This window comes from Nocardioides carbamazepini (assembly GCF_024614185.1).
In the GTDB taxonomy this organism is placed as follows: domain Bacteria; phylum Actinomycetota; class Actinomycetes; order Propionibacteriales; family Nocardioidaceae; genus Nocardioides; species Nocardioides carbamazepini.
Genome location: NZ_JAHTLF010000016.1, coordinates 676413 through 700815, shown reverse-complemented (window position 1 = coordinate 700815; position 24403 = coordinate 676413). Strand labels below are relative to the sequence as shown.

The 24403-nt window shown below is 71.4% G+C and carries 23 protein-coding genes; 8 read left to right on the top strand and 15 right to left on the bottom strand.

The genetic code is table 11. The annotated features are described in order from the left end of the window. The first annotated feature begins 34 nt into the window (after positions 1-34). From KVF89_RS15950 to KVF89_RS15925, 6 genes are all read left to right on the top strand, one after another. Positions 35-1552, top strand: a complete 1518-nt coding sequence (locus tag KVF89_RS15950; RefSeq protein WP_257426970.1) for a sugar ABC transporter ATP-binding protein — start codon at positions 35-37, stop codon at positions 1550-1552. Beyond that, positions 1549-2583, top strand: coding sequence for an ABC transporter permease (locus tag KVF89_RS15945; protein WP_257426969.1), 1035 nt, complete (start codon positions 1549-1551; stop codon positions 2581-2583). The genes KVF89_RS15950 and KVF89_RS15945 overlap by 4 nt, the downstream gene beginning before the upstream one ends. After that, positions 2580-3386: an SDR family NAD(P)-dependent oxidoreductase gene (locus KVF89_RS15940; protein ID WP_257426968.1), complete on the top strand. Its 807-nt coding sequence runs from the start codon at positions 2580-2582 to the stop codon at positions 3384-3386. Before KVF89_RS15945 ends, KVF89_RS15940 begins: the two co-directional genes overlap by 4 nt. Positions 3387-3401: 15 nt before the next feature. Beyond that, positions 3402-4919: an aldehyde dehydrogenase (NADP(+)) gene (locus KVF89_RS15935; RefSeq protein WP_257426967.1), complete on the top strand. Its 1518-nt coding sequence runs from the start codon at positions 3402-3404 to the stop codon at positions 4917-4919. Then, the gene (locus KVF89_RS15930) at positions 4916-5833 is read left to right on the top strand and encodes a dihydrodipicolinate synthase family protein (protein ID WP_257426965.1); all 918 of its coding nucleotides are present in this window, start codon (positions 4916-4918) and stop codon (positions 5831-5833) included. The genes KVF89_RS15935 and KVF89_RS15930 overlap by 4 nt, the downstream gene beginning before the upstream one ends. A 231-nt stretch (positions 5834-6064) precedes the next feature. Then, on the top strand, positions 6065-7858 hold the full coding sequence (locus KVF89_RS15925) for a golvesin C-terminal-like domain-containing protein (RefSeq protein ID WP_257426963.1): 1794 nt from the start codon (positions 6065-6067) through the stop codon (positions 7856-7858). Between the two features lie 55 nt (positions 7859-7913). Here KVF89_RS15925 and KVF89_RS15920 read toward each other — a convergent pair whose 3' ends face one another. The 9 genes from KVF89_RS15920 to KVF89_RS15880 form a co-directional block, all read right to left on the bottom strand. Next, positions 7914-8600 carry a TIGR03943 family putative permease subunit gene (locus KVF89_RS15920; RefSeq protein WP_257426961.1) on the bottom strand — a complete coding sequence of 229 codons (687 nt, stop codon included), beginning with the start codon at positions 8598-8600 and terminating at the stop codon, positions 7914-7916. A gap of 8 nt (positions 8601-8608) precedes the next feature. After that, complete coding sequence (locus tag KVF89_RS15915; RefSeq protein ID WP_257426959.1) at positions 8609-9637, bottom strand: permease; 1029 nt, start codon at positions 9635-9637, stop codon at positions 8609-8611. After that, the gene (locus KVF89_RS15910) at positions 9634-10644 is read right to left on the bottom strand and encodes a TolB family protein (RefSeq protein ID WP_257426957.1); all 1011 of its coding nucleotides are present in this window, start codon (positions 10642-10644) and stop codon (positions 9634-9636) included. The genes KVF89_RS15915 and KVF89_RS15910 overlap by 4 nt, the downstream gene beginning before the upstream one ends. A gap of 79 nt (positions 10645-10723) precedes the next feature. Further along, entirely contained in the window at positions 10724-13012 is a 2289-nt protein-coding gene (locus tag KVF89_RS15905) for an amidohydrolase (protein WP_257426956.1), read from the bottom strand. A 157-nt stretch (positions 13013-13169) separates the two neighbouring features. Next, positions 13170-14528 (bottom strand): helix-turn-helix domain-containing protein, encoded by a 1359-nt coding sequence (locus KVF89_RS15900; protein ID WP_257426954.1) that lies wholly within the window; start codon positions 14526-14528, stop codon positions 13170-13172. A gap of 3 nt (positions 14529-14531) precedes the next feature. Continuing rightward, positions 14532-15134 carry a TetR/AcrR family transcriptional regulator gene (locus KVF89_RS15895; RefSeq protein WP_257426952.1) on the bottom strand — a complete coding sequence of 201 codons (603 nt, stop codon included), beginning with the start codon at positions 15132-15134 and terminating at the stop codon, positions 14532-14534. Next, positions 15131-15730, bottom strand: coding sequence for a TetR/AcrR family transcriptional regulator (locus KVF89_RS15890; RefSeq protein ID WP_257426950.1), 600 nt, complete (start codon positions 15728-15730; stop codon positions 15131-15133). Before KVF89_RS15890 ends, KVF89_RS15895 begins: the two co-directional genes overlap by 4 nt. A gap of 110 nt (positions 15731-15840) precedes the next feature. Then, complete coding sequence (locus KVF89_RS15885; RefSeq protein WP_257426949.1) at positions 15841-17301, bottom strand: purine-cytosine permease family protein; 1461 nt, start codon at positions 17299-17301, stop codon at positions 15841-15843. 228 nt (positions 17302-17529) lie between these two features. Then, on the bottom strand, positions 17530-17907 hold the full coding sequence (locus tag KVF89_RS15880; RefSeq protein WP_257426948.1) for a winged helix-turn-helix transcriptional regulator: 378 nt from the start codon (positions 17905-17907) through the stop codon (positions 17530-17532). Positions 17908-17998: 91 nt separating this feature from the next. Here KVF89_RS15880 and KVF89_RS15875 point away from each other — a divergent pair, with 91 nt between their 5' ends. Next, positions 17999-18385, top strand: coding sequence for a nuclear transport factor 2 family protein (locus KVF89_RS15875; protein WP_257426946.1), 387 nt, complete (start codon positions 17999-18001; stop codon positions 18383-18385). Between the two features lie 23 nt (positions 18386-18408). Here the strand turns inward: KVF89_RS15875 and KVF89_RS15870 are convergent, their stop codons facing one another. After that, positions 18409-18765, bottom strand: coding sequence for a nuclear transport factor 2 family protein (locus KVF89_RS15870; protein WP_257426944.1), 357 nt, complete (start codon positions 18763-18765; stop codon positions 18409-18411). Between the two features lie 230 nt (positions 18766-18995). Between KVF89_RS15870 and KVF89_RS15865 the strand changes: the two genes are divergently transcribed. Further along, the gene (locus KVF89_RS15865; protein ID WP_257426942.1) at positions 18996-19478 is read left to right on the top strand and encodes a winged helix-turn-helix transcriptional regulator; all 483 of its coding nucleotides are present in this window, start codon (positions 18996-18998) and stop codon (positions 19476-19478) included. Positions 19479-19578: 100 nt separating this feature from the next. Here the strand turns inward: KVF89_RS15865 and KVF89_RS15860 are convergent, their stop codons facing one another. Genes KVF89_RS15860 through KVF89_RS15840 form a run of 5 tightly spaced genes read right to left on the bottom strand, consistent with a single transcriptional unit; the run spans position 19579 to position 24383 of the window. Beyond that, positions 19579-20988: an aldehyde dehydrogenase family protein gene (locus KVF89_RS15860; RefSeq protein ID WP_257426941.1), complete on the bottom strand. Its 1410-nt coding sequence runs from the start codon at positions 20986-20988 to the stop codon at positions 19579-19581. Next, positions 20985-21875, bottom strand: coding sequence for an NAD(P)-dependent oxidoreductase (locus KVF89_RS15855; RefSeq protein WP_257426939.1), 891 nt, complete (start codon positions 21873-21875; stop codon positions 20985-20987). Before KVF89_RS15855 ends, KVF89_RS15860 begins: the two co-directional genes overlap by 4 nt. After that, positions 21872-22276 carry a carboxymuconolactone decarboxylase family protein gene (locus KVF89_RS15850; protein WP_257426937.1) on the bottom strand — a complete coding sequence of 135 codons (405 nt, stop codon included), beginning with the start codon at positions 22274-22276 and terminating at the stop codon, positions 21872-21874. Before KVF89_RS15850 ends, KVF89_RS15855 begins: the two co-directional genes overlap by 4 nt. A 32-nt stretch (positions 22277-22308) precedes the next feature. Continuing rightward, positions 22309-23229 (bottom strand): MBL fold metallo-hydrolase, encoded by a 921-nt coding sequence (locus KVF89_RS15845; RefSeq protein WP_257426936.1) that lies wholly within the window; start codon positions 23227-23229, stop codon positions 22309-22311. Continuing rightward, positions 23226-24383, bottom strand: coding sequence for an FAD-dependent oxidoreductase (locus tag KVF89_RS15840; protein WP_257426934.1), 1158 nt, complete (start codon positions 24381-24383; stop codon positions 23226-23228). The genes KVF89_RS15845 and KVF89_RS15840 overlap by 4 nt, the downstream gene beginning before the upstream one ends. Positions 24384-24403 lie beyond the last annotated feature (20 nt).

The following is a 24403-nucleotide window of genomic DNA, read 5'->3' as shown; positions in this document are numbered from 1 at the left end:
CCGCCCTCCCGACCTAGCCAAGGATCACACAGACATGACAGCTCCAGCGATCTCCTTCGAGTCCGTCGGAAAGAGCTTTCCGGGTGTCGTCGCCCTCGACGAGGTCACCTTCGACGTCCGGGCCGGCCAGATCACCTCCCTGCTCGGCGAGAACGGCGCCGGCAAGTCGACCTTGCTCTCCGTCCTCGGCGGCGAGCAGCAACCCGACACCGGTCGCATCGTCCTCAACGGCACGCCGATCGAGCTGCCCACCCCGTCGGCCGCCCGCGCCGCCGGCATCCGCGTCATCCACCAGGAACCCCAGCTCGCGCCCGGCCTCACCGTCGCCGAGAACGTGCTGCTCGGTCACCTGCCCTCCCGTTACGGGGTCGTGCGTCGTGGCGACGTCGAGCGGCTGTGTCGCGACACCGCCACGAGGATCGGGGTCCCCCTCGACCCGCGCGCCAAGGTCGGCTCGCTCGGAGTCGCGCAGCGGCAGATGGTCGAGATCGTCAAGGCGCTCGTCGACGACGTACAGGTCCTCGCACTCGACGAGCCGACCTCGAGCCTCTCGGCGACCGAGGCGAGCCAGCTCTTCGCGGTGATCGAGAAGCTGCGGGGCCGCGGCGTCGCGATCCTCTACGTCTCGCACCGGATGGAGGAGGTCCTCGCGATGAGCGACGCCTACGCCGTCCTGCGCGACGGCCGCCTGATCACCCAGCTCGACGCCGAGGGCGTCAGCGAGCAACAGCTCATCAAGCACATGATCGGACGCGACCTCACGGACGTGTTCGCACGCCAGGACCGGCAGGAACCTGGTGACGTGGCCCTCGAGCTGGAGGGCCTGACGACTCCGAGTGTCGGGCCGGTCAGCCTCAACGTCCGTCGCGGCGAGATCGTCGGGCTCGCCGGTCTGGTGGGGTCGGGCCGCAGCCGCCTCGTCCGCGCACTCGCCGGCCAGGAACAGGCCGTCGCCGGCAGCATCCGCGTGTCCGGGCGTCCACTCGAGGCCAGGAGCGCCGCACGGGTCATCGACCGCGGCCTCGCGGTCTGCCCCGAGGACCGCAAGAAGCTCGCTCTCTTCCTCGACCGCAGTGTCAGCGAGAACATCCTGATCGGGCGCTGCGCCCCCAAGCGTCTCGGCATCCTCAACGACCGCCGTGGCGAGCGGCGCATCGTCGACGAGTACATGAAACGCCTGGCCGTCCGCCCGGCTCAGCCGTCGCGGCCGGTTCGCACGCTGTCCGGCGGCAACGCCCAGAAGGTCGTACTCGCCCGCTGGCTGGCGCACCGGCCGGACATCCTCGTCCTGGACGAGCCGACGCGCGGCATCGACATCGGCGCCAAGGCCGAGATCTACGCCCTGGTGCGCGAGCTCGCCGCCTCCGGGGTCGCCGTGCTCGTCGCCTCGTCCGAGCTCATCGAGCTGCTCGGCCTCGCCGACCGCATCTACGTCATGCGTGGCGGCGCCGTCGCCGGCGAGCTCGACGCAGACGAGGCCACCGAGGAGGCGGTCATGCAGCTCGCGCTCGCCACCGTCTCGAACAGTTCCTCCGGAAAGGTCCTGACATGAGTGTCCTCACCAGCCTCACCGCACGGGCGAGCGCGCTGCGCAGCAGCGAACGCGCCGGCGTCGTCGTCGCCCTGATCGCGCTGTGCGTCTACCTGTCCTCCGCCTCGGAGTTCTTCCTCACGCGCGACAACATCCTCAACATCGGCACGAGCATCGCCATCGTCGGGATCGTGGCCGCCGGCTCCACCATCGTGATGCTGGGAGGCGGCATCGACATCTCGATCGGCTCGACCGTGGCGCTTGCCGGCATCGCAGCCGGGAAGGCGCTCGAGGCCGGTTGGGGTGCGGAGGGCGCGGTCGTCGCGGCGATCGTGGCCGGTTCCCTCGCGGGCCTGGTGAACGGGCTCCTCGTCGCCGGCCTCGGGGTGAATCCGCTGATCGCGACGCTCGGCACCCTGTCGGTCTTCCGCGGGCTCGCCTTCATCCTCTCCGACGGCATCGCGGTCTCCGCCGCCGACCCGCGCTTCCTCGCCATCGGGTCAGGACGCATCGCCGGCCTGCCGGCTCCGCTCGTCGTCATGCTGGTCGTGTTCGCCGCCGTCGCCTTCGTGCTCAAGAGCACCCGGGTCGGCCGCAATATCTACGCGATGGGCGGCAACCCGGACGCGGCGCGGCTCGCCGGCATCTCCCTCACCCGCTACCGGATCGGGCTCTATGTGGCGTCGGGTGCTCTCTGCGGCCTGAGCGCGGTGGTCCTCACCGCTCGTCTCGGCTCCGCGCAACCCCTCGCGGCGGCCGGCCTCGAGCTCGACGCCATCGCGGCATGTGTCCTGGGTGGTGTCGCTCTCGCCGGCGGGATCGGCGCCATGGGCGGCACCGTCCTCGGTGTCCTTGTCCTGGGCGTGGTCAACAACGGGCTGAACATCCTCCAGGTCGACTCCTTCTACCAGTACGTCGCGCGCGGCGGGGTGCTCCTGATCGCCGTGGCATTGGACGAGTGGAATCTGCGACGCCGCACCCGAGCACTGTCGGGCGCGCAACGTCGCCGCGAGCTCTCCGTCCGGCAGCGTGGCAGCGAGGTACCGGTGTGACCGCCGACCCGCAGCCCGAGCTGGACGGGCACGTCATCGCGGTGACGGGCGCCGCCAACGGCATCGGCGCGGCGACCACCGCTCTCCTGCTGGAACGAGGCGCGACGGTGGTCGCGCTGGACACCGACCGGGAGGCACTCGCCGAGCTCGCCACCGGCACTCGCCTGTTCACCCACACCTGCGACGTCACTGCCGAGGACCAGCTGCAGTCGGCGTTCGAACGGGCGACGCGCGAGGTCGGTGCGCCGGTCTCCGGACTGGTCAACAACGCCGGCGTCGCGGCGTACTTCGACGCCGCCGAGATGACCACCGACCAGTGGGACCGTGTCTTCGCAGTCGACCTCAAGGGCGTCTGGCTCACCAGCAAGCACGCCCTGCCGCACCTGCGGAGCCGGGCCTCGGAGGCCTCGGCCGGCGCCGGACCGCGGTCGGCGTCCATCGTCAACATCGCCTCGATCCACGCCCGGCTGACGACCACGGGGATGTTCCCCTATGCGGCGGCCAAGAGCGGGGTGATCGGCCTGACCCGGAGCCTTGCCCTCGATCTCGCGCCCGAGGGCATCCGGGTGAACGCCGTCAGCCCCGGCTGGACCCGCACGGCCCTGGTGCAGGAGTGGTTCGACCGGCAGGACGACAGCGAGAGCGCCGAGCGCTCCGTCCTGGACGCCCATCCCCTCCGGCGGATCTGTGATCCTCGCGAGGTCGCGGAGGTCATCGCCTTCCTGCTCTCCGACCGCGCCTCGGGCGTCACCGGCGCGGAGTTCTGCGTCGACGCCGGGCTCGGCGTCCGATTCGCGGCCTGACCCAGGAGCCCTCTCATGAAGACGATCGAATCCGTCGACGCGCGCACCGGCGAGACGCTCGGCCGCGCCGCCGTCGAGACGACCGCGGACCAGGTCGACGCGGCGGTCGCCCGGGCCACCGCCGCGGTCCCGTGGCTGGCCTCCCAGGGCCGGGCGGGCCGAGCGCGCCTTCTCGACGACCTGTCCACTGCGCTCGAGTCCCGTGCCGACGAGCTGGTCGAGACCGCTGACCGCGAGACCGCGCTCGGCGTCCCACGGCTGACCGGCGAGCTCGCCCGGACCTGCTACCAGCTCCGGTTCCTCGGGAGAGTCGCGCTGGAGGGCAGCTACCTGGACGTCTCGATCGAACATGCTGGGGCCACCCCGGCCGGACCGCTGCCCGACCTGCGACGGATGAACGTCCCCGTCGGCCCGATCGCCGTCTTCGGCGCCAGCAACTTCCCCCTCGCGTTCAGCGCCCCCGGGGGTGACACCGCATCTGCCCTCGCCGCGGGCTGCCCGGTGATCGTGAAGGCGCACGGCTCCCATCCCGCGCTGTCGCGCCTGGTCGCAGAGGTCTTCGACGCGACCCTCCTCCGGGCGGGTGCGCCGAGCGGCGTCTTCCAGCTCGTCTTCGGCCTGGACGCCGGCACAGCGCTGGTGCGGCACCCCGGCATCCGGGCGGTCGGGTTCACCGGATCGATCGCCGGCGGCCGCGCACTCTTCGACCTGGCGGCCGCGCGCCCGGAGCCGATCCCCTTCTACGGCGAGCTGGGCAGCGTCAACCCGCTGGTCGTCACCACGGCTGCCGCCGAGCAGCGCGGCGAGCAGATCGCCGCCGACCTGGCGGCCTCCCTGACGATGGGCACCGGGCAGTTCTGCACCAAGCCCGGTCTGCTCCTCGTCCCGAGCGGTCCCGCCGGCGACCGGCTCGTCGACCGGCTGGTCACCGTCCTCGGCGACGTGGGAGCCGGACATCTCCTGAACGACGGCATCACGACCGCCTTCCGCTCGGGGTTGGCGCAGCTGCTCGACGACCCGGCCGTGGCGCTCCGCTTCGCGGGCGCGGCCACCGGTCGTCAGGTCGCGCCGGTCCTTGCCGAGGCCCGGCCGAGTGACATGCACACCACGACGGCCGCGCTTCTGATCGAGGAGTACTTCGGGCCGTTCGGGCTGGTCATGAGGTACCGGTCGACAGAGGAGGTGCGGGACGTGCTGTCGCGGTTCCCTGCCGCCCTCACCGGCACCGTCCACTCCGCCGGCGACACCGACCCGGACCTGGCGGCGATCGCGGCATGGCTGCGCGAGCGGTGCGGTCGCCTCGTCTTCGACGGCTACCCGACCGGGGTGGCCGTCGCCTGGGGGATGCACCACGGCGGCCGGTACCCGGCAAGCACGTCGGCATCGACCTCGGTCGGAGCGAGCTCGATCGCCCGGTGGGTGCATCCGATCGCCTTCCAGAACGCACCCGCCTCGGTCCTGCCCCCCGAGCTTCGCGACGACGTCGACGAAGCGGTCCCCCGACGTATCAACGGAATCCTGGAGCTCACATGACCGACCTCGTCCGAGGCATCATCCCCGTCGCACCGACCGTCTTCCTCGACAACGAGGATCTCGATCACGAGGGACAGCGGCGGGTCGTCGACTACCTCGTCGACGGCGGGTCGGACGCGATCTGCATCCTCGCCAACTACTCGGAGCAGTTCTCGCTGTCCGACGACGAGCGCCATGCCGTGATGGAGACCACGATCGGCCACGCGGCCGGGCGGATCCCGGTCATGGTCACCACCAGCCACTACAGCGCCCGCATCGCGCACGAGCGCAGCCTGGCCGCCCAGGAGCGGGGCGCCGCCCTCGTGATGCTGATGCCGCCCTTCTTCGGGGCCACCATGCGCGTCGACGAGGACGACGTCCTCGAGTACTTCAAGCGCGTCGCCGACGGCCTCGAGATCGACATCATGATCCAGGACGCACCGCTGAGCACCACCACCTTGTCGGTCGGCCTGCTGACCCGGCTCGCGCAGGAGATCCCGCAGGTCCGGTACGCGAAGATCGAGATGCCGAGGACAGCCGACAAGGTACGACGCCTGCGGACCGCCGCCGGCGACGCGCTGCCCGGCGTGTACGACGGCGAGGAAGCCATCACGCTCATCCCCGACCTGCTGGCGGGCGTGGTCGGCTCGATGAGCAGCTGTGTCGCACCCGACCAGCTCGGCGACATCATCCGCACCTTCCACGCCGGTGACGTCGAGCAGGCGACCAAGCGGTGGGAGGAGATCCTGCCGCTGATCCACTACGAGAACCGGCAGTGCGGCCTGAACGCGGCCAAGGTCCTCATGCGGGAGGGCGGCATCATCCGCAGCGACCGCGTTCGCGCCCCGTTCGGCGGCCTCCCGGAGCCGACGAGGCAGGAGCTGCTGCACCTCGCCCGCCAGCGCGACGCCCTGATCCTCCGCTGGGCCTCGTAGGAGCCCTCGACGTCAGTCCGCACCCGCCATCCCACCCCCGAAGGAGAAGTCACTGCGATGACCACCGTCAGAACCAGAACGAAGCTGGCCTTCACCCACCTTGCTCGGCTGCCGAGGAGGGAGGCCGCAGCAACCGGCGGATCGCCGCCGGGGGACGGCCCACCTCGGACCAGACCGTCCAGCGCGGCGCAGCGTCGGCGCCGGCGCTTTGGTGCCACCCTGACCGCCTGCGTGGCGGCGGCCCTCACGCTCCACCCTGGCTCCGCCCAGGCCGCCGACGACACCTTCGTCACGGGCTTCGACCCCAGCGCCTTCACAGCCGGCCTGCCGACCGACGGAGACTCGTTGCGGGCGTCGTCGATCCTCGCCAACGCCAACCGGTACGCCCTCACCACCTGGTGGACGACCGCCAAGGACTTCGACGCTCAGACCGGGACCTATCTGGACTTCGGCGGCGTGGTGGAGAACAACATCCGCCCACCCGCCAGCGAGGCGTACGCGCTGGCCGTCGCGCTGCAGACCGGCCAGTACGACCCCGCCGTCACGGGAGTCCCCGAGGCCGACGCACGGGCGATCGCCACCAAGCTGGTCCGTTCGCTCGCCCACCGGCACCGGGTGAACACCGCCGGCGGCTGGGGATACGGCTGGCAGACCGCCTACTGGACGGCTCTCGCCGGCACCGCGGGCTGGCTGCTGTGGGACGACCTGGGCACCGGTGACCGCGAGCAGGTCCGCAAGATGGTCGAGTACGAAGCCAACCGCTTCATCGGCTGGCACGCTCCGTACCTCAAGGACCGGACCGGCGCCCTGGCCCGGCCCTGCGGCGACACGGCGGCCGAGGAGAGCGCGTGGAACGCGCGTCTGCTGTTCCTCGCGCCGGTCCTGATGCCTCAGCACAGCCGCCGCTCCGGATGGACGTACAAGGCCAACGAGCTCAGCGTGGGCGCCTTCGCGCGACCCGCCGACCTGACCGATGCCACCGACGTGCGCGGCCGGCCGCTCCGTGACTGGCTCGAGGGCTCGAACGTCGACGACGACGGCGCGCTGCTCAACCACTCCCAGTACCACCCCGACTACATGACGACGATCACCGAGTCGATGAGCGGTGCCTTCGTGCCCGCGCTGGCCGGCAGGCCCGTCCCGGCCAACGCCCTCCACGGCGCGAACCTCCAGTACGACGCGATGGTCGACAAGCACTGGTGGCCCGCCCCGTTGCCGCTGCCCTGCCCGGACAGCCCGTCGTACAAGGCCCCGGGTGCCAACAACCCGAACGGCACGATCTACGTCGACGGCACGGAGACCCTCTACTACCCGCACGGCTGGGAGGCGGGGCCGCTGCGGCACGCAGCCTTCTCGACCCTCGACACGATCGTGCGTGCCTTCGGTCTCGACGACCTGGTCGCGGAGAAGGCCGGTACGTGGGAGGACCTGCACGCGCAGCACGTCCTGGCGATGCAGCAGCGCCCGCTCGCCGGCGGCGCGCCGAGCGACGGCCGCTTCTATCGGGCCGACGGCGAGGACATCTACCAGGGTCGTGAGGAGTGGGTGGCGGCGCGCGCGGCGGAGGCCTGGCTGGCGAAATGGCTCACTCACCAAGGTGCGCTCGGCCAGACCAACGCCGCCGATCAGATCGTGATCGACGACCGCGACCGTGGCGTCACCATGACGGGGACCTGGACGCCCGGCTCGCCAGCGTCGAACGGACCGCAGGTGTTCGGGCCGTCCGTGCGCTACAAGACCGCCGGCACCGGGACGAGCTCGGTCCGGTTCACACCGCGCATGTCCCACACCCGGTCCTACAAGGTCTACGCCTGGTGGATCGCGGCGCCGGGGCAGGCGACCAACACGCCGTTCACCATCGCCCACACGGGCGGGACCTCCGTCGTGACCAAGAACCAGCAGACCACCGGCGGACAGTGGGTCCTGCTCGGGACGTACTCGCTGGGCCCCGGCAGCTATGTGCAGGTCAACGACAACGCCAACGGCTACGTCGTGGCCGACGGCATCCTCCTCGACCCGAGCTGACGCCGGCGGCAGGATGCACGGGGCGCCCCACCTCTGCCGGGTGGGGCGCCCTTCCCTAGCCGCCCGGGTAGAGGTACGGCGGGTCCGGCCGATCCGCCGCCTCGACGCTGGCGTCGTCGAGGCGAGGGACGCCGTCGCTGCCGAGTGCGAGCCGGCCGGACACCCGGACCCAGGCGTTCTCCTCGAGCGGACCGGTCGCCGCCGGGCGCACCTCGACCTGGGCGACGGTCGCGTCGACGACGCAGCAGGCCACCACGAAGCGGGTCAGCAGGAACCCCTCGCCGTCCGGTGCGGTGACGAGGCCGACGAGCTCGACCGCCTCGCCCGCCCGGTCCGCGAGCGCCGCGCGGGTCTCGGCGGACGCGCTCGCGGCCACCAGCTGCTGGAAGGTGAGGCTCTCGCCGTGCTTCGGCGGGGCGACGGAGGCGAAGGTCGCGCTGGAGTACGCCGAGCGTCGGTCCGCGGCGAAGCTCGACAGCGGGTCGATCGGCACCGCCATCACCAGGAGCACGGGCAGCACACCTGCCGCGCACAGGCTCGCGCCCGACCAGGTGACGACGCTCCGTCCGCCCCACAGGGCGACGGCAGCCTGGCCGAGGGCAGCGACGCCGAACAGCACCGCGGCGACGGGGACGATCCAGGCGACCCGCGCGGCGAGGAACTCCGACCAGCGGCCGGAGAGCTCGAGGTAGACGAAGAGTGCCGCCCACGAGGCGAGGACGGCAGATGTCTGGAACGGCATGGAGGACCTCACAGCACCACCAGGGCGGCCTGGAGCCACAGGCACAGGACGAGGGTGGTCACGGTGACCGTGACGATGAGGCGACGGGCGTGCGCGGGGCCGAGTGCGCCGACGTACATCGCGGAGAGCTTGGTGTCGGCCATCGGCCCGAAGGCGAGGAACGCCAGCTGCGCGGCCGGGCTGAACTGCACGAACGACGCGATGAACAAGGCGTCGGACTCGGAGCAGAGGGAGAGGACGAAGGCGAAGGCCATCATGGCCGGGATCGCCAGCAGCGTCGCGCCGGCGACCGTGTCGATGCTCCGCTGCGGGATGAACGTCTGCAGCGCCGCGGCGACACCCGCCCCGATCAGCATGTACTTCATCATCCCGAGGAACTCCGCGCCCGTGTGCTCCGCGAACAGCCGCGGCCGGTTCCCGGTGGCGCCGTGCTCGTGCTCGTGACCCACGGCGTCACGGATCCCGGCGACGGGAGAGCGCTGGAGCGCCCGGGCCATGACGAGACCGGTCACGACGGCGATGGTGAGACCGAGGGCGACCCGGCCGCCGACCATGAGCCCCTCACTCGTGCGGCCGCGGAACGCGAACCAGGTCGACAGGATCACCACAGGGTTCACGATCGGTGCGGCCAGCATGAAGGTGATGGCTGCCGCCGGGGTCAGGCCACGCAGCAGGAGTCGCCGGGCGACCGGCACGGAGCCACACTCGCAGACGGGCAGGACCAGGCCGCCGCAGCTCGCGACGGCCACCTGGACCGGTCGGGGCGCGCGGGCCAGGCGCCCGAAGGCCTCGGGCGAGACGTAGACCTCGATCGCCGCGGCAGCGGCCGCGCCGAGCAGCACGAACGGCACCGCCTCGACCAGCAGGCCGACATAGACCAGGAGGAAGTTGTTGAGCCAGCCCACGGCCGGGACGTCGACCGCGCGCAGCACCGCGACCAGGGTCAGCACCACGACGAGCGGAACCCAGGCCGGCCTTGCGCCGCGGCTGCGCCGGGCGGTCTCGCCGGGCGGCTCGGCGACCTGTTGAGCGGTCATCGCTCGCCCCCAGGGCGCCAGGCCGGAGAGATCTCGCAGATGTCGGGAGTCGTGGTGACATTGCGGGCGACACCGCCCTCCACCTCCTGCACCCACACGTCGCAGTCCCGGGTGAAGGCGATGCTGCTGCCGTCGGGCGACCAGGTCGGCTCGTCCTCACCGCGGCCCTCGGTCACGCGCACCGGCTGTCCGCCGGGCTCGACCAGCCAGATCGCGAGCCGCCTGCCCTCCCGCCAGGAGAAGGCGATCCGCTCCCCGTCGGGTGACCAGGCCGGGTTGGCGGCGATGCCGCGGTCGACGACATCGACGCTCCGCTCCCCCGTCCGTACGACGAGGGGCTGGTCGCAGCGCTGCCGCTCCTGCCCCTCGGCGCCGCAGGCGGCACGGGGCCGCGAGCTGACATAGGCGAGTCGCTCACCGTCGGGCGACCAGGCCGGGTGGTAGGTGGCGCCGCGCTCGTAGACGGCCGTGCGCTGGTTGCCGCCGTCGGTGGCCACGGCGTCGATGGAGGTCGTCGAGCTGATCCCGGTGGCGCCGGAGGTCGCCTGCAGGGACGCCTCGTAGTAGAGCTCGGCCCCGGTCCGGTAGGTGAGGTTGGACGGAACCTGGGTTCCTGTGGTGACGGTCCGGATCGTCCCGTCCTCCTCGATCACCCGGACCGCGAGCTGGGTGCCGGTCGTGGCCTCGTGCTCGCCGACATAGGCGAGCCGCCTGCCGTCCGGCGACCAGGCCGGGTACATGCCCCGCGTCCCGGTGAGGTCCACCCGGCCGGTGCCGTCGGGCTCGACCGCGAGCAGGCGGAAGCCCTCGGCCTGGTTGGCCGCGAAGACCAGGTCCGGGAGGTCGTCCGGCGCCACCTCCGCCCGTTCCACCGCGACGGTGGGGCCGCCGGACGGGGAGTCCGCCGGGGGCGGCGACTCCCCGCGAGCGAGGATCACGGCAGCGGGAACGACGACCAGAACCGCGGCACCGCCGGCGATCGCGGCTCGTCTCCGGTTGAGCGACATCAGAGCAACGTCTCGTCTCGTGCTGGCGGCATCGCGGGGACGAGCAGTCCGCTCGTCCCCGCGACGTCGGGGTGGAGGATCAGTTCAAGGGGGTGGTCGGGCTGGAGTAGACGACCTGGCCCTTGAGCATGGTGAGCAGCACCTTGGTGTCGGAGATCTTCTCGGTCGGGATGCTGAAGAGGTCCTGGTCGATGACGATCAGGTCCGCGAGCTTCCCGGTCTCGATCGACCCGGTCCGGTCGTCCTGGTGCAGTTGGAAGGCCACCCCGAGGGTCGACGCCTTGAGCGACTCGACCAGGCTGATGCCCTGCGCCGGGTTGAGGGCGCCCGGGTAGATCGCCTTGGCCGCGCTGACCTCACCGGTGCGGTCGATCGCGGTCTCGATCTGGGTCCACGGCATCAGGTCGGTGACCGGCCAGTCCGATCCGGCGGCAACCGTCACCCCGGCGTCGAGGAGCTCACGAGCCGGGTAGAGCCGGGACAGGATCTTCGGCGTCAGGTAGCCCTCGATCCCCTCCGTCGACCAGGCGTCACGCTGAGCCCACTGCAGGGACATGCTCGCCACCACGTCGAGCTCCTTGAAGCGCGCGACGTCCTCCTCGTTGACGAACTGCAGGTGCGTGATGGTGTGGCGCCGGTCCCAGGCGGGGTTCTGCGCCTTCGCCCGCTCGAAGTTGTCGAGAGTGACCCGCGTCGAGCGGTTGCCGAGCGAGTGGACGTGGATGGTCCAGTGCTCCTGGTCGAGCTCGGTGAAGCCGACCGTGCCGTCCTCGCACGACGGCTCCTCGCCGCGCCTGTCGCCCGACACCCAACGCGGGTTCTCCGGCGTGCCGACGTTGACGCGGTACGGCTGCTCCATCGCGGCGGTCTGTCCCGGGAACTCCGGGACGCCGTCGCAGAAGATCTTCACCGAGTCCACCGCGAGCTCACCGGGACTGGCCGGGTTCGCGTAGCCGTCGAACTGGTCGCGCCGCGCGTTGAGGCCGTCGACGATCGACGCGGCCTCGGCCGCGTCGACCCCGCGGACGTCGGAGGCCGACAGGCCCTGGTTGAGGTGCACGGTCAGCTTGCCCTCGTCGGCGAGCCGCTTCGCGCGGTCCAGGTCCGCCTGGCTGCCACCCGGCCGGAACACCTGGGTGATGCCGTAGCTGTTCGCCCGCTCGATGTTCTCGACCAGCCCGAGGTACGCCGCATCCGGCGCACTGGGCAGCGACGGTCCCCAGTTGGCGCTGAAGTCGGCGAACTGCCCGTTGGGGTAGCCGTCCTCGCCCCGACCGATGAACCCGTCGCTCGGGTCGGGGGTGTCCTCGTCGAGCCCGGCGTTCACGATGGCCTGGGTGTTGGTGTAGCTCTTGTGGCCGTCCATGTGGCCGACCACGATCGGGCGGGTCGTGCCCGTGCCGAAGGGGTCCTCCGCCGGGGTCTTGCTCAGCCGGTCGAGGATGTGCCGGTCCAGGCGGGTGCCCGCGGGGAGCATGCCCTCGCCCATGAAGTTGGTGACGCTGAGCCGGTTGTTGCTCGCGAGGTGCGGGGCCTGATCGGCCCGCTGCAGGCAGTCCTTGATCTTGCCGAGGACCGTCTCGATGGTGCCGCCCTCGTAGCCGAGGTCGCACTGCGGCGCGCGGACACCGTGCAGGTGACCGTCACCGAGACCGGGCATCAGGGTCCGGCCACCGAGAGGGACCACCTTGGTGTGGCTGTCGATCCACCGGCGGGCCTGCAGGTTGCTGCCGACGTAGACGATCCGTCCGTCGCGTACGGCGACGGCGCGGGCGAAGGCGGCACCGGTGCCGCGGTACTGGACGACCTTGCCGTCGAGGAACACGGTGTCGGCGGACGGGGTCATCGCCGGCAGGTTGGAGACCGGGCCGAACTGGATGGTCCGCTTCTTGGACTTGGTGCGCACGCCCTTGGCCGTGAAGGTCACCGGGCTGAAGCCCTCGGCGAGCTCCGGCAGGCTCAGCCGCACCGTGACGGAGCGGGCGCGCCTGGCCTTGATCCGCCCGACCCGGAGCGTGGCGGGGACCGCCACGATGTCCGCTGCCGTCTGCACCTGGATGCGCACCTTGCGCGCGGGCCGGTCGGTCCTGTTGACGACCTTGACCTTGACGTCGGTCGACTGTCCCGGCGCGACCTGGACGTTCTGGCCGCCCGGGATCTTGATCTTCAGCGCGGCCTTGCGCGCCGCGGCCTGCTTGGTCACCGGCGTCGGGGCCGCCTGCGCCTGCGGCGCCTGCTCGGGCCGGCTCTGCGCCGGCGCCGTCAGCGCGGGCACCGCGAGCACCGCGAGCGCGGCGACCGCCGCCGTCCCGGGCAGGGCTCGGAACCGGCTCCTCGGCCGGACACGAGCTTCGTGGACTCCCACCATCTTCCTCCGCTCTCCAGAACCGCCGACGCGACGGTTGCATGACCTTAGTCACAGAAAACTGAACGGGTCAATAGGAATCTCTGAATGCGTCTCCAGGAACGCGGGCGCACTCGACAGCGCCTCCGCCACAGGGCGCGGGGCCGAGCCGAGGACCGGCTCAGCGGTGCAGGCGCAGGGCCAGGAAGAGGTCCACCCGGTCCGCCGTGGAGGCGAGGCTGCGGCCGGTGAGCTCCTCGACCCGCTTCAGGCGGTGCCGGAGGGTGTTGATGTGCACGTGCAGCTCGTCGGCCGTCTCCTGCCAGCGGCCGCCGTGGTCGAGGAACACCGCCAGGCTGTGCAGCAGGTCGGTGCCACGCCCGGCATCGGCGGCGATCAGCTCGCCGAGCACGGCCTCCCCGGTCGCGCGGAGGAGCGCGGGGTCCTGCAGGTCGAGCAGGAGCGTCGGACTCGCGAGCTGGTCGTGCGAGAGCCAACCGTGCCGGTCGCGCGCGACGAGCACCTCGACCGCCCGGCGCGCCTGGAGGATGCTCAGCCTCAGGTGCTCGACCGCACCTGCCTGCCCCACACCGACGTAGCCGGCGACGGGTCCGGCCTCCGGCGGCCGGGAGGTCACGACGACGATCTCCGTCGCCCGCTCCACCACCAGGTCGCCGGCACCGACGAAAGCCGCCACCTCCTCGACCCCGAGGCCCCGGATGACGAGAGCCGCCACCGGCTGGGCCGAGGAGACACCGAGGAGCTCGAGCCGGTGCCCGATCGCGGCCTGGTCACCACTGCCCGCCTCGATCCAGTCGAGCACCTCGAGCGCGTAGCGCTGCTCCGTGGCCCGCAGCGCTCGCTCGCGCTCGAGCTCCAGGGCGAGGAAGGGCATCGCGGTCGAGACGGCCGCCTGGGCGCCCACCTCCAGCTCCGCCATCGGCTCGGGCAGGAGCAGCGACGCATCGGCGAGGCCGGTGCCGATCAGCGGGGCCGCGTGGGAGGGCTCGGGCGGCTCGCCGTACAGGACGCCGTGGGTGCGGAGCGCGACCGGCCGGCCGAGGAGCCGGCCGAGAGCCCGGAGGACGGACATGACGCCGCGCTCGGCACGCAGGGCGGACACCATCGCCTCGTGGTGGTCCAGCTGGCGGCGCAGCGGCGCCTCCCACTCGGCGCGCTTGCTGGCGACGAACGTCTCGACGATGGCGACGAAGGGCGTCGATACCGGCGCGACGAAGCAGGTCAGGCCGTGCTCGGCGGCGGCGACGACGATGTCGTCGGGCCAGGTCTCGTCCGGGTCGACCAGGCCGTAGCCGATGGCAGCCGCGCCCGCCGCGGCGACCTCCGCCACGAAGTGGTCGGCGGTGACCCCGCTCGAGCGCCACACCCCGGCGGTGAGGACCACCTCCCCACCGCGCAGGAACCTGCCCGGGTCCGCGACCTCGATGATGTGCACCCAGCGCACGGAGCGCCCGAGGTCCGCCTCCACCTCGACCCTCAGGTCGAGGTGCCGCGCGCGGACCAGCTCCTGGACGAGCACCCGTCAGGCCCCGTCCGGGACCGGTCCGGCCAGCGCCGCGAGGACGAGCTCGAGCGCTGCCCGCGCCTGCTCCCCGCTGGTCACACCGGCGAGCCATCGCTGGCTGAGTCCCTCGACGGCACACGTCAGCACCTGGGCCATCAGGCTGGGCTCCAGGTCACCTCGCAACGACCGGTCGACGATGCCTCGCAGCACCCCGACGGTGATCTGCTGGTCCCACCCGGCGGTGACCCGCTCCAGCGTCGACTGGAGCTCGGGGTACTGGGTCGAGAGGGTGGCCACCTCGTTCCACAGCACGTTGAGGTTGCGCACGCTGGGCGCCTCGTCGAACTCGGCCAGCAGCGCCGTCCGCACCGCGTCGAACCCCCGGCCGCCGGTGTCGCCGGGCAGCAGGTTCACCGACGGCGCCTGGTCGTTGGCGTACTCCAGTGCCGCCGCGACCAGCGCCTCCCGGTTCGGGAAGTAGTAGTAGAGGAGCTGGGGGGTGACCCCGGCCGCCTCGGCCACGTCCTTGATCGCGAAGGACGCGATGCCCTGCCCTCCGATCACCTGGCAGGTGGCGGCGAGGATCCGGCCCCGACTCGACTCGTCCCCCGTGGTGCTCATGCCGCACCGCCGGCGACGAGCACGGGCACGATCGAGGCGATCAGCCGCGCGGCGTCCGCGCGGGGCAGCGTGCCGGACAGCACCCGCTGGCGCACGCCGTCGCCGATCGCGGTGAGCATCTCCGCCGTGCTCGCGTCGGCCACCGGGTTCGCCTTCGCTCCCCGGACCCGGCCCACCAGCCGGGCGACGACCGCCTCCCAGAGCTCCGTGGAGTGGGTGAGGGCCGGGCGCAGCTCGGGGTCGAAGACGGCCGCCTGCAGGCCCGCCGTGCGGACCCGCCCGCGGCTCTCGCCGTCGTCCTCGGGCAGGCCGATGTGGCGTTGCAGCTCCTCCACGAGGTGGGTGAGCGGCTCCCGCCCCCCGGGCGAACGAGGCTGGGACGGGTAGCGCTCCAGCGCCTCGGCCAGCCCGGCACGCACCAGTACCTGCCGACTGGAGAAGTGGTAGTAGATCAGCCCGGTCGACACCCCGGCGGCCGCGGCCACGGCGTCGATCCGCACCCCGGCCGTGCCCTCCCGGGCGATCACGGCGACGGTGGCGTCGAGGATCTGGGCGCGGGTCAGCTCGCGCTTGGACGCGGCCCGGGCGGTGGTCATGCCCGCCATCGTAGGAGAGAGAAGGCCGGAGCGGCGCCGCCGGCCGCCGCCGACATGCGTCAGCGATCACGATCCGCTGAATTCGACTCACATGTTTCTTTGAGTTTCGATCAGCCGTCAGTCCCGGCTGCCGACGGCTCGAGGGAGGGCCCCGTGGGCGCCGGGACGAGGGCCTGTTGCCTGCTCAGCACCAGGTACGACACCGCCGCCGTGATGCCGGCCAGCAACGGGCTCATGTCGACCCCGCCGGTCGCGTCGATGAGCGGACCGCGCCAGATCGTGGTGTCGACCGAGAGCAGGCCCACCGTCGTACCGAGCGCCCAGGAGACGACGGCAGGGATCGAGAAGCCGTGGGTGAACCAGTACACGCCGCCTCGAGAACGTCGGTTGAGGACCTGCAGCGCGTCGGCGTCGTAGACACCGCGGCTGCGCCGGAAGCCGATCAGGGTGATCACCGCCCACGGGGTGCCGGCTGCCGTCATCAGCAGCACGAACGCGGTGACCGCGTCCGCGGCGTCCCACAGGAAGTAGCCCACGAAGACCAGGGCCGTCGACACCAGGCAGGCCACGGCCGTCGCCTGCACCCGCGTCACCCGCGGCACGATGGCGTCCAGATCGAGACCCATCGAGTACAACAGCACGCCCGCGTTGCCCACGGTGCCGAAGACGCCGTTGACGAGCAGCAGGACGAGGAACCACGACGGCGCGGCCGCGACCAGGCCGCCGACGTAGTCGTCGGCGTCGCGGGCGGCGAACGAGGTGAAGGTGCCGAAGAGCTGGGCGATGAGGACCCCGGCGATCATGCCGCCGGTGGAGGCGGCCAGCACGGTGCGCTGGGAGTAGCGGCTGGGCGAGACATAGCGGGTGTAGTCGCCGAGCAAGGTGATGAACGCGATCGGGCCGGAGATCCCCACCGCGACGAAGACGAGCAGCCAGGTGGTCCAGAAGTCCCCCAGCAGGTAGCCGTCGTCCAGCACGGGAGCCGTGTCGAACTGCGGGGCGAAGGCCACCACGCCGGCGATCATCAGCGCGGTCATGATGACGGCGAGGAAGGCGCTCATCCTGGCGAGCAGGCGGTAGCCGTAGACCGCGACCAGCACGGCGCCCGCCGCGAGCACGACGTAGCCCAGAGCGTAGGCGCCGTTGCCGTCGGGGGTGCCGAAGAGGCGCTGGAGCGGTCCGACGACGGCCGCGCCGCCGGTCCACACGGTGAGCGCGGCGTACCCAAGGGAGAGGACGAGGCCGATCGCGGATCCGAGCAGCCGGCCACGCACGCCGAACTGCGCGCCGCTGCTGGTCGACAGGTTGGTCGCTGTGCGGAAGGAGACCAGCGCCAGGGGGGCCACGAGCAGGCAGCCGGCCAGCGTCCCGAAGACCTGCGCGGTCACGCTCTCCCAGAAGCTCAGGCCGAAGGTGGCCGGCAGCCATCCGAAGATGACGACGCCGAGACAGAGGTTCGACCCGATCAGGATGTTGACCACGTCTCGTGGTCGTCCGGTCCGGTCGCGGTCGGGAATCGTGTCGACGCCGTGCTGCTCGATGGTGATCGAGGAGTCCGCGTGGTCGGCCATGGCCACTCCTTGCTTCGCTGGGTCACTTCATCGTGAGCCAGGTCACGCCGCCAGCGGGATTGAACAAACCTCCAATGAACGCTGGCAGCGTCGTCGGAACATACAAGGCGTCCGCGTCAACTAAGCGGTTCTACGGGGGAGATCCGTTAGAGATGGGTTCAGTTGGATCAAAGTTCGACACCCGGCGCCGGACGGGTCGCCTCAACAAGGTGGCGTTGGGCCGTGCGGTCAGTGGCCGAGAGTCTGCTCGTCTGCGGCGGTGTCGTAGCGGTCTTGTGCGTCGAGCACGTCTTCGACGTGGGATTCCGCCCAGACCTGCAACGCTCGCAATGGCTCGTGCAGAGTGCGGCCGAGCTCGGTGAGCTCGTAGCGGCCGTGGCCGTCGGAGTGGGTCGCGTGGTCGATCATGCCGTCACGCTCGAGCGCACGGAGCGTGTCGGCGAGGACCTTCTTGGTGATGCCGTCCGCTCCGCGGTGGAGTTCGCCGAATCGCAGGGGCTGTTCGTGGAGCAGGATGATGATCATCGCGGTCCACTTGTTCGCGATGCGCGCGAGCGATTGGCGCGAGGGGCATTGGGCGGAGAACACCGTCCATTCGCGGGTCATGGTCTCCTCCTGGGCGGTGACGTTGAAGTAACCGCGCCTGTCTCGCCACTCTGGAGTCTCAGGCTATCGACGAGAAACCGGGAGGAAGAGCATGTCGGCGATTGACGTGGTGGGACGGTACGGGGCCGCAGTGGCGGCCGGGGACATGGCGGCGCTGGCCGCCAGCCTGACCGACGATGTCGTGTGGCACCAGCCCGGGACGAATCAGCTCTCGGGTGACCATGTGGGACCCGAGGCGGTCGTGGCGCACCTGGGCAGGTTCATGGAGCTCAGCGGCGGCACGTTCACCCTGGAGACCGAGTCGGCCACCGAGAGCGGCAACCTGGTGGCAACGACGGTGCGGTTCGCGGCCCGGCGCGACGGAGGTGCAGATCTCGACCAACACGGGGTCGACGTGTTCCGCGTCGAGGGCGACCGGATCGCGGAGATCTGGCTGATCGGCGAGAACCAGGCGGTCGAGGACCAGTTCTGGGGCTGAACCACTCATCAGCCGAGGAACGGTCAGACCTCGATCGCCAACCGGTTGACGAGTCCCGCGTGGAGTTCGAACTGGTAGCGGAGGGTGACGGTGCCGCCGGGGAAGTTCCCGTCCAGCCTGATCTGAACGACCGCGTGGGCGTCGTCGGTCATCTGTTGGCCGACGCGGGTGCTGGTGTAGGTGTACTCGGTCGCGGCTGTCTCGATCCAGGCGGTGATCGCCTCGATGCCCTCGTAGATGTTCCCGTCATCGAGGACGGTCGCGTCGGGCGCGAAGACCGCCGCGGCGTCGGCGTGACGGTTCTCGTCATGGGCGTCCAGGTAGGCGAGCACGGGGGCCGGGAGCGCCGAGGGGGCATAGTCGGCGAAGGTGTCGGTCATGGGGTTCTCCCTTTCGTGGGGGGGCGCGTGGGCTGGTCAGGCGGTGCGGATGGTTCCGCCGCACGGTCTCGGCTCCCCGCCCGTCACGATCGCTCGGGGCGTCGACAAGATCGGCTCCGCACCCGAAGCAGTTACTTCTATTTTCGCAGTCATTGTCGCTGCTAGATTAGCAGTCACAGGCGCGGTCGTCGAACGCCGCGGCCCGACCACCCATCCGGAGGAGGAACCGAGTGTCTGCGCACGTCCGAGCCGAGGACCGCGAGTGCCCCTTGTCGACGGCGATGTCCTACGTCGGCGAGTGGTGGACGATCCTGATCCTGCACGACTGCTTCGACGGGTACACCCGCTTCGATCAGTTCGAGGCCAACATCGGCTTGTCCTCGAGCATGCTCACGACGCGACTCAAGACCCTGGTCGACAACGGCATCCTCGCCAAACGCGCCTACCAAGAGCGACCGGTCCGGCATGAGTACGTGCTCACCGACCTCGGACGCTCGCTGCGGCCGATCCTGGTGGCGATGGCCGCGTGGAGGAACGAGCAGCTCGCTCCGTCCGAGCGTGCGATGGTGCTCGTCGACACAGAGACCGGCCGCGAGGTGGAACCGGAGACGATCGATCCCGTCACCGGGCTGCCCGTATCCGACCCGCGTTTCGCGTTCCGTGCCGGCCCGGCAGCGGGCGAGGAGATGCGAGCACGCTACGACGTCCCGTAACCCCCTTGGCACGAGTCGGTTCGCCTACTCCGAGCAGTACGACGCCGTGGTGGCGCCGTCCGGCTCCTGCGCCGAGATGCCGGTTTCCACACCGTCGTGCTCACGACGAACGCGCGGCCGTCCGTGGTGGCGCCGGGTCGATGCGGACGCTGACACTCTTGACCTGGGAATAGTGGGCGAGCGCCTCGATCCCCTTCTCCCGACCGTAGCCGCTCGCCTTGTGTCCACCGAACGGCATCTGCACCGACTGCGTCGACCACGAGTTGATGTAGACCTGTCCCGCCTCGATGGCGTGCGCGACACGGAAGGCGCGGGACATGTCGGCGGTGAACACGCCCCCGACGAGGCCGTAGTCGGAGTCGTTGGCGATGGCGACGGCCTCGTCCTCGGTGTCGAACGCGATCACCGCCAGGACCGGGCCGAACACCTCCTCCCGGGCGATGCGCATGTCATTGGTGACACCGACGTAGACGGTCGGCTCGACGTACCGCCGCTCGGCCAGCCCGGGAGCGACCGCGACCGTGCCGCCCGTGGCCGGCACGAGGCCGTCCTCCGCCGCGACCTGGAAGTAGTGCTGGACCGTCTCGAACTGCTTGTCCGTGATCATCGGGCCGAGCTCGTGCCCCGGGCGCTGCCTGCGCGCGAGGGCCACCACGCGCGCGACGAAGTCGTCGTGGACGCTGCGTTCGACGAGCAGCCGGGTCCCCGACGAGCACACCTGTCCCGCGTTGCCGGTGAAGGCGCGCACGGCCTCTGCGGCGGCGAAGTCCAGGTCGGCGTCGGCGAAGACGATATTGGCCGACTTGCCGCCGAGCTCCAGGGTGAGGGGCAGGATCCGCTCGGCGGCGATCCGGCCGATGCTCTGCCCGACGGGCACGGAGCCGGTGAACGCCACCTTGCGGACCAGCGGATGCTCGACGATCGCGGTGCCGACCGTCGAGCCTGGCCCGGGAACCACGGTGAGCACGCCGGGTGGCAGCCCCTCCTCGAGAGCCATCCGGGCCAGGGCGAGGGTGGTGCCGGACGTGGTCTCGGCCGGTTTGACGACGACCACGTTGCCGGCGGCCAGGGCCGGGGCGCAGGCACGCGCCGCCTGGTTGAGCGGAAGGTTCCAGGGCGTGATGACGCCGACGACGCCGTACGGCTCGCGCATGGTGTAGACGTGGAGATCCGGACGTACGTCGAGCACGTCGCCGCTGGGCAGATGCACCAGGGACGCGTAGAACTCGAAGTAGTCGGCCGCTCCACGGATCTCCGCCTCCGCCAGCGCGGCCGGCTTGCCGGTCTCGGCGCACTCCGTCGCCACCAGCTCGTCGAGATCGGCGAGCATGCGGCGCGCGATGGCCATCAGCACCCGGCCGCGGGCGAACGCCTCGGTGTGTCGCCATCCGTACGCCGCCGCGGCGGCGGCCCGGCACGCTTCGTCGACGGCTTCCTGAGCGTCGCCCAGTGCGTCGCCCAGTCCGTCGCCCAGTCCGTCGGCGGGCGGGTCCGTGGGCATCGTCGTCATCGGGCTCCTCCTACGAGGCGGTACATCTCGGTGTGGTCGGTGGCCGGGGGCACGTCGGCGGCCACCGCGCTCCACTGCTGCTCCACCCGGTCCGAGACGTCGGTGCGACAGCCGAGGGAGCGCGCGAGGTCGAGCGCGATCCGGACGTCCTTGGCCATCAGCTGCAGCGCGAAGCCGGAGCGGAAGGTCCCACTGGTCATGAACTGGACCACCTTGTTCTCGCTGGTGTTCGAGCGGCCGGAGGAGCCGTTGAGCACCTCGGTCATCGTCTCGGGCGCGATGCCGAAGCCCTCGGCCACCCGCAGTGCCTCGACGGTCACCGACACGCTGGCCGCCGACACCAGGTTGTTGAGGGCCTTGGCCGCGTGGCCCGCGCCGACCGGACCGACGTGGACCACTGTCCCGGCCAGGTGCGCGAACAGCGGGGCGACCTCGGCGAGGTCCTCCGGCGCGCCCCCCGTCATCACCGCGAGCGTTCCGGCGGTCGCGCCCCGAACGCCGCCGGAGACCGGTGCGTCGACCAGGCGTACGTCGAGAGCCGCCAGCCGCGCGGCCAGGGCACGGGTGCGCGCCGGCTCCGAGGAGCCCATGTCGACCACCAGCGCGCCCGGGCGCAGCGCCTCCGCGAGTCCCGCGGCGGCCTCCGTGCCGCCGAGCACGGCCTCGACGACCGCCGAGCTCGGCAGCATCAGGATCACGATGTCGGAGTCGGCCACGTCGGCCGGGCCGGTCGCGGCCACCGTGCCGGGATGCCCGTCTGCGAAGGTCGCCGCGACCCCCGGTGCGACGTCCGAGACCACGAGCGGGTAGCCGGCGGCGCAGAGACGGTCGGCCATGGGCAGGCCCATGTTGCCGAGGCCGACGAAGCCGATCACGGGCAGGGTCACGCGCCGGACTCCTTGGCGGCGGCCTCGGCATCCATCGTCGTGAAGACCTCCTGGGCAAGGCGGAAGCTCTCGAGGGCGGCGGGACCGCCGCAGTAGAACGCCGTCTGCATCAACACTTCCTTGACCTCGTCGCGGGTCACGCCGTTGTTGAGGGCGCCGCGGACGTGCGCCTTGAGCTCGTGGCCGCGGTTGAGCGCGGTCAGCATGCCGAGGTTGACCAGGGAGCGGTCCCGGAACGAGAGCCCGCTCCGGTTCCACACGTCGCCCCAGCAGTACTGGGTGACGTACTCCTGCAGGTCGCGGGAGAAGTCGGTGGCGGCGGCGAGGGACGCGTCCACGTAGTCGGCGCCGAGGACGGCGCGGCGGTTGGCCAGTCCGGTCTCGAAGAGGTCGTTGTTCATGGTGGTTTCCTTTCGTGGAAGGGGAAGGGGATCTAGATCAGGCCGAGGTCGGCCCAGCCGTCGACGGCGAAGCCGTCGCCCTGGGCCCGCACGGTGCAGGCGGAGTGGCCCCCGAAGTGGCCGGGGAAGACGAGCAGCCGGCGCTCGGCCGCCTCACCGAGCACCCGGCGCCGTGCGGACCGCGCCCGGGGCGGGTCCTCGCACCAGCAGCTGTTGACGTCCGGGGCGGCGACCTGGACCGGCGAGTGGAGGATGTCGCCGACGAACAGCGCTCCGGTGCCGCCACTCTCGACACGGAGCACGGACGAGCCCGGCGTGTGCCCCGGCTGCGCCTCGAGGACCAGGCTCTCGTCGAGCCGGAGGGTGTCGCGCCACTGTCGCACCAGGCCGGCGTCGAGGACCGGCCGCACGCTGTCCTCGAAGACGTTCTGATTGCCGTCGCCCGGAGCGCGCGGGTTCTCGAGCGGGTTCCAGAAGCTGACGTCGGCCGCCGGCATCAGGTACGTCGCGCGGGGGAAGGTCGGTACCCACGAGCGCCCCTCGATCCGGGTGTTCCAGCCGACGTGGTCGACGTGCAGGTGCGTGTTGATCACGACGTCGATGTCCTCGGCCGCGACGCCGACGGCGGCGAGCTGGTCGAGGTACGGGTTGTCGAAGTGCGCATACACCGGGGCGTACGGGCGCTCCTTGCCGTTGCCCGCGCCGGTGTCGAGCAGGATCAGCCGCCCCTGGCTGCGGATCAGCCAGCTGTTGAGGACCGTGCGCAGCGTCCCCGACGCGGCGTCGTAGAACGCGGGGTCGAGCCAGTCCGCGTTGTCGCTCCAGTAGGACGGCTCGGCGTCCGGGAACAGGATCCCCGGGGTGCCGGTGCTCGGCCCGGCGTACTCCTGGATCCGGGTGATCTCGACGTCGCCGAGCCGGATCGTCGACGGCGGGCCGAATCCCTCCGTCACGGCGCATCCGTCGCGACGAGCGGAACGGGGTAGACCGCGAGGTGCTCGTCCGTCGCGGCCGCGAGCTCGAAGTTCGCGGTCTCCATGACCTCGGGCGTGAACCCGTTCCCCCGGGCCAGGGTGCGGGTCTCCGCCATGTAGGCACTGCGGGCCTGGGCGGCGTCGGTCATCGCCCGCTGCCGCTCCTCCCACGCTGCGAGCGCGGTGTCGAGATCGTCGTGCTCGGTGAGCACGTGGGCGAGCTCGACGGCGTTCACCATGCCGACGCTCGCGCCCTGGCCGAGCGCGGGACACATGGCGTGCGCGGAGTCGCCGACCAGCACGACCCGGCCCGCGGACCACGGCTCGACCCGGTTGGTCTGGTACGCGTCGTGACGCCCGCCCTCGGCCTCGGCGGCCAGCTCGATCACCCGCGCGAGGTGGGGGAACCTGGCCGACCACACCTCGGGGTCGATCGGGATCCGGGAGGCGCTCTCGTTGTCGGTGGTGGCCATCATGCCCAGGTAGATCGTGTCGGGGCCGGTCGTGATGAAGAGGATCCGCATCGCGTCCGGCTCGAGCGTCCAGAAGTCGATGACCCGGTCCCACTCCTCGCCGCGGAACTCCTCGGGCCGTGGCACCAGCACCCGGCAGACACCGTCCTGGTACCTCTTGCGCTCCTGGGCCAGCTCCGGACGCGAGTTGCGCACAGCCGATCCGGCGCCGTCACAGGCCAGCACGAGATCGGCGGCGATCCGGGTGCCGTCCTCGAGCACCAGGACGCCGGACGGCTCGGCCGCCACGGCCCGCGAGTCGGTGACCAGCTCGACCCCCGCTTCGCGGGCGGCATCGACGAGGATGGCGTGCAGCCGGGGCCGGGTGATCGCCCAGTACGGGTAGCCGGCCAGCTCGGGGTCGAACGCCTCGCCGTTCAGGCTGGTCGCGTAGGCGTCGGGTACGACGCCCTCCGCCCTGATCCGCGGCGCGACGCCGATCACCTCGAGAGCGAGCATCGCGTTGCGCCACAGCAGGATCCCGGCGCCGAAGTCGCGCAGGGTGTCGTTCTGCTCGTGGACGCGGACGCTCCAGCCGGTGCGGGCCAGGGCGATCGCCGCGGTCAGGCCGGCGAAGCCCGCACCTGCGATCTCGGCACGACGCGAGGCAGTGGTGCTCATGATGACTCTCCTGAACTCTG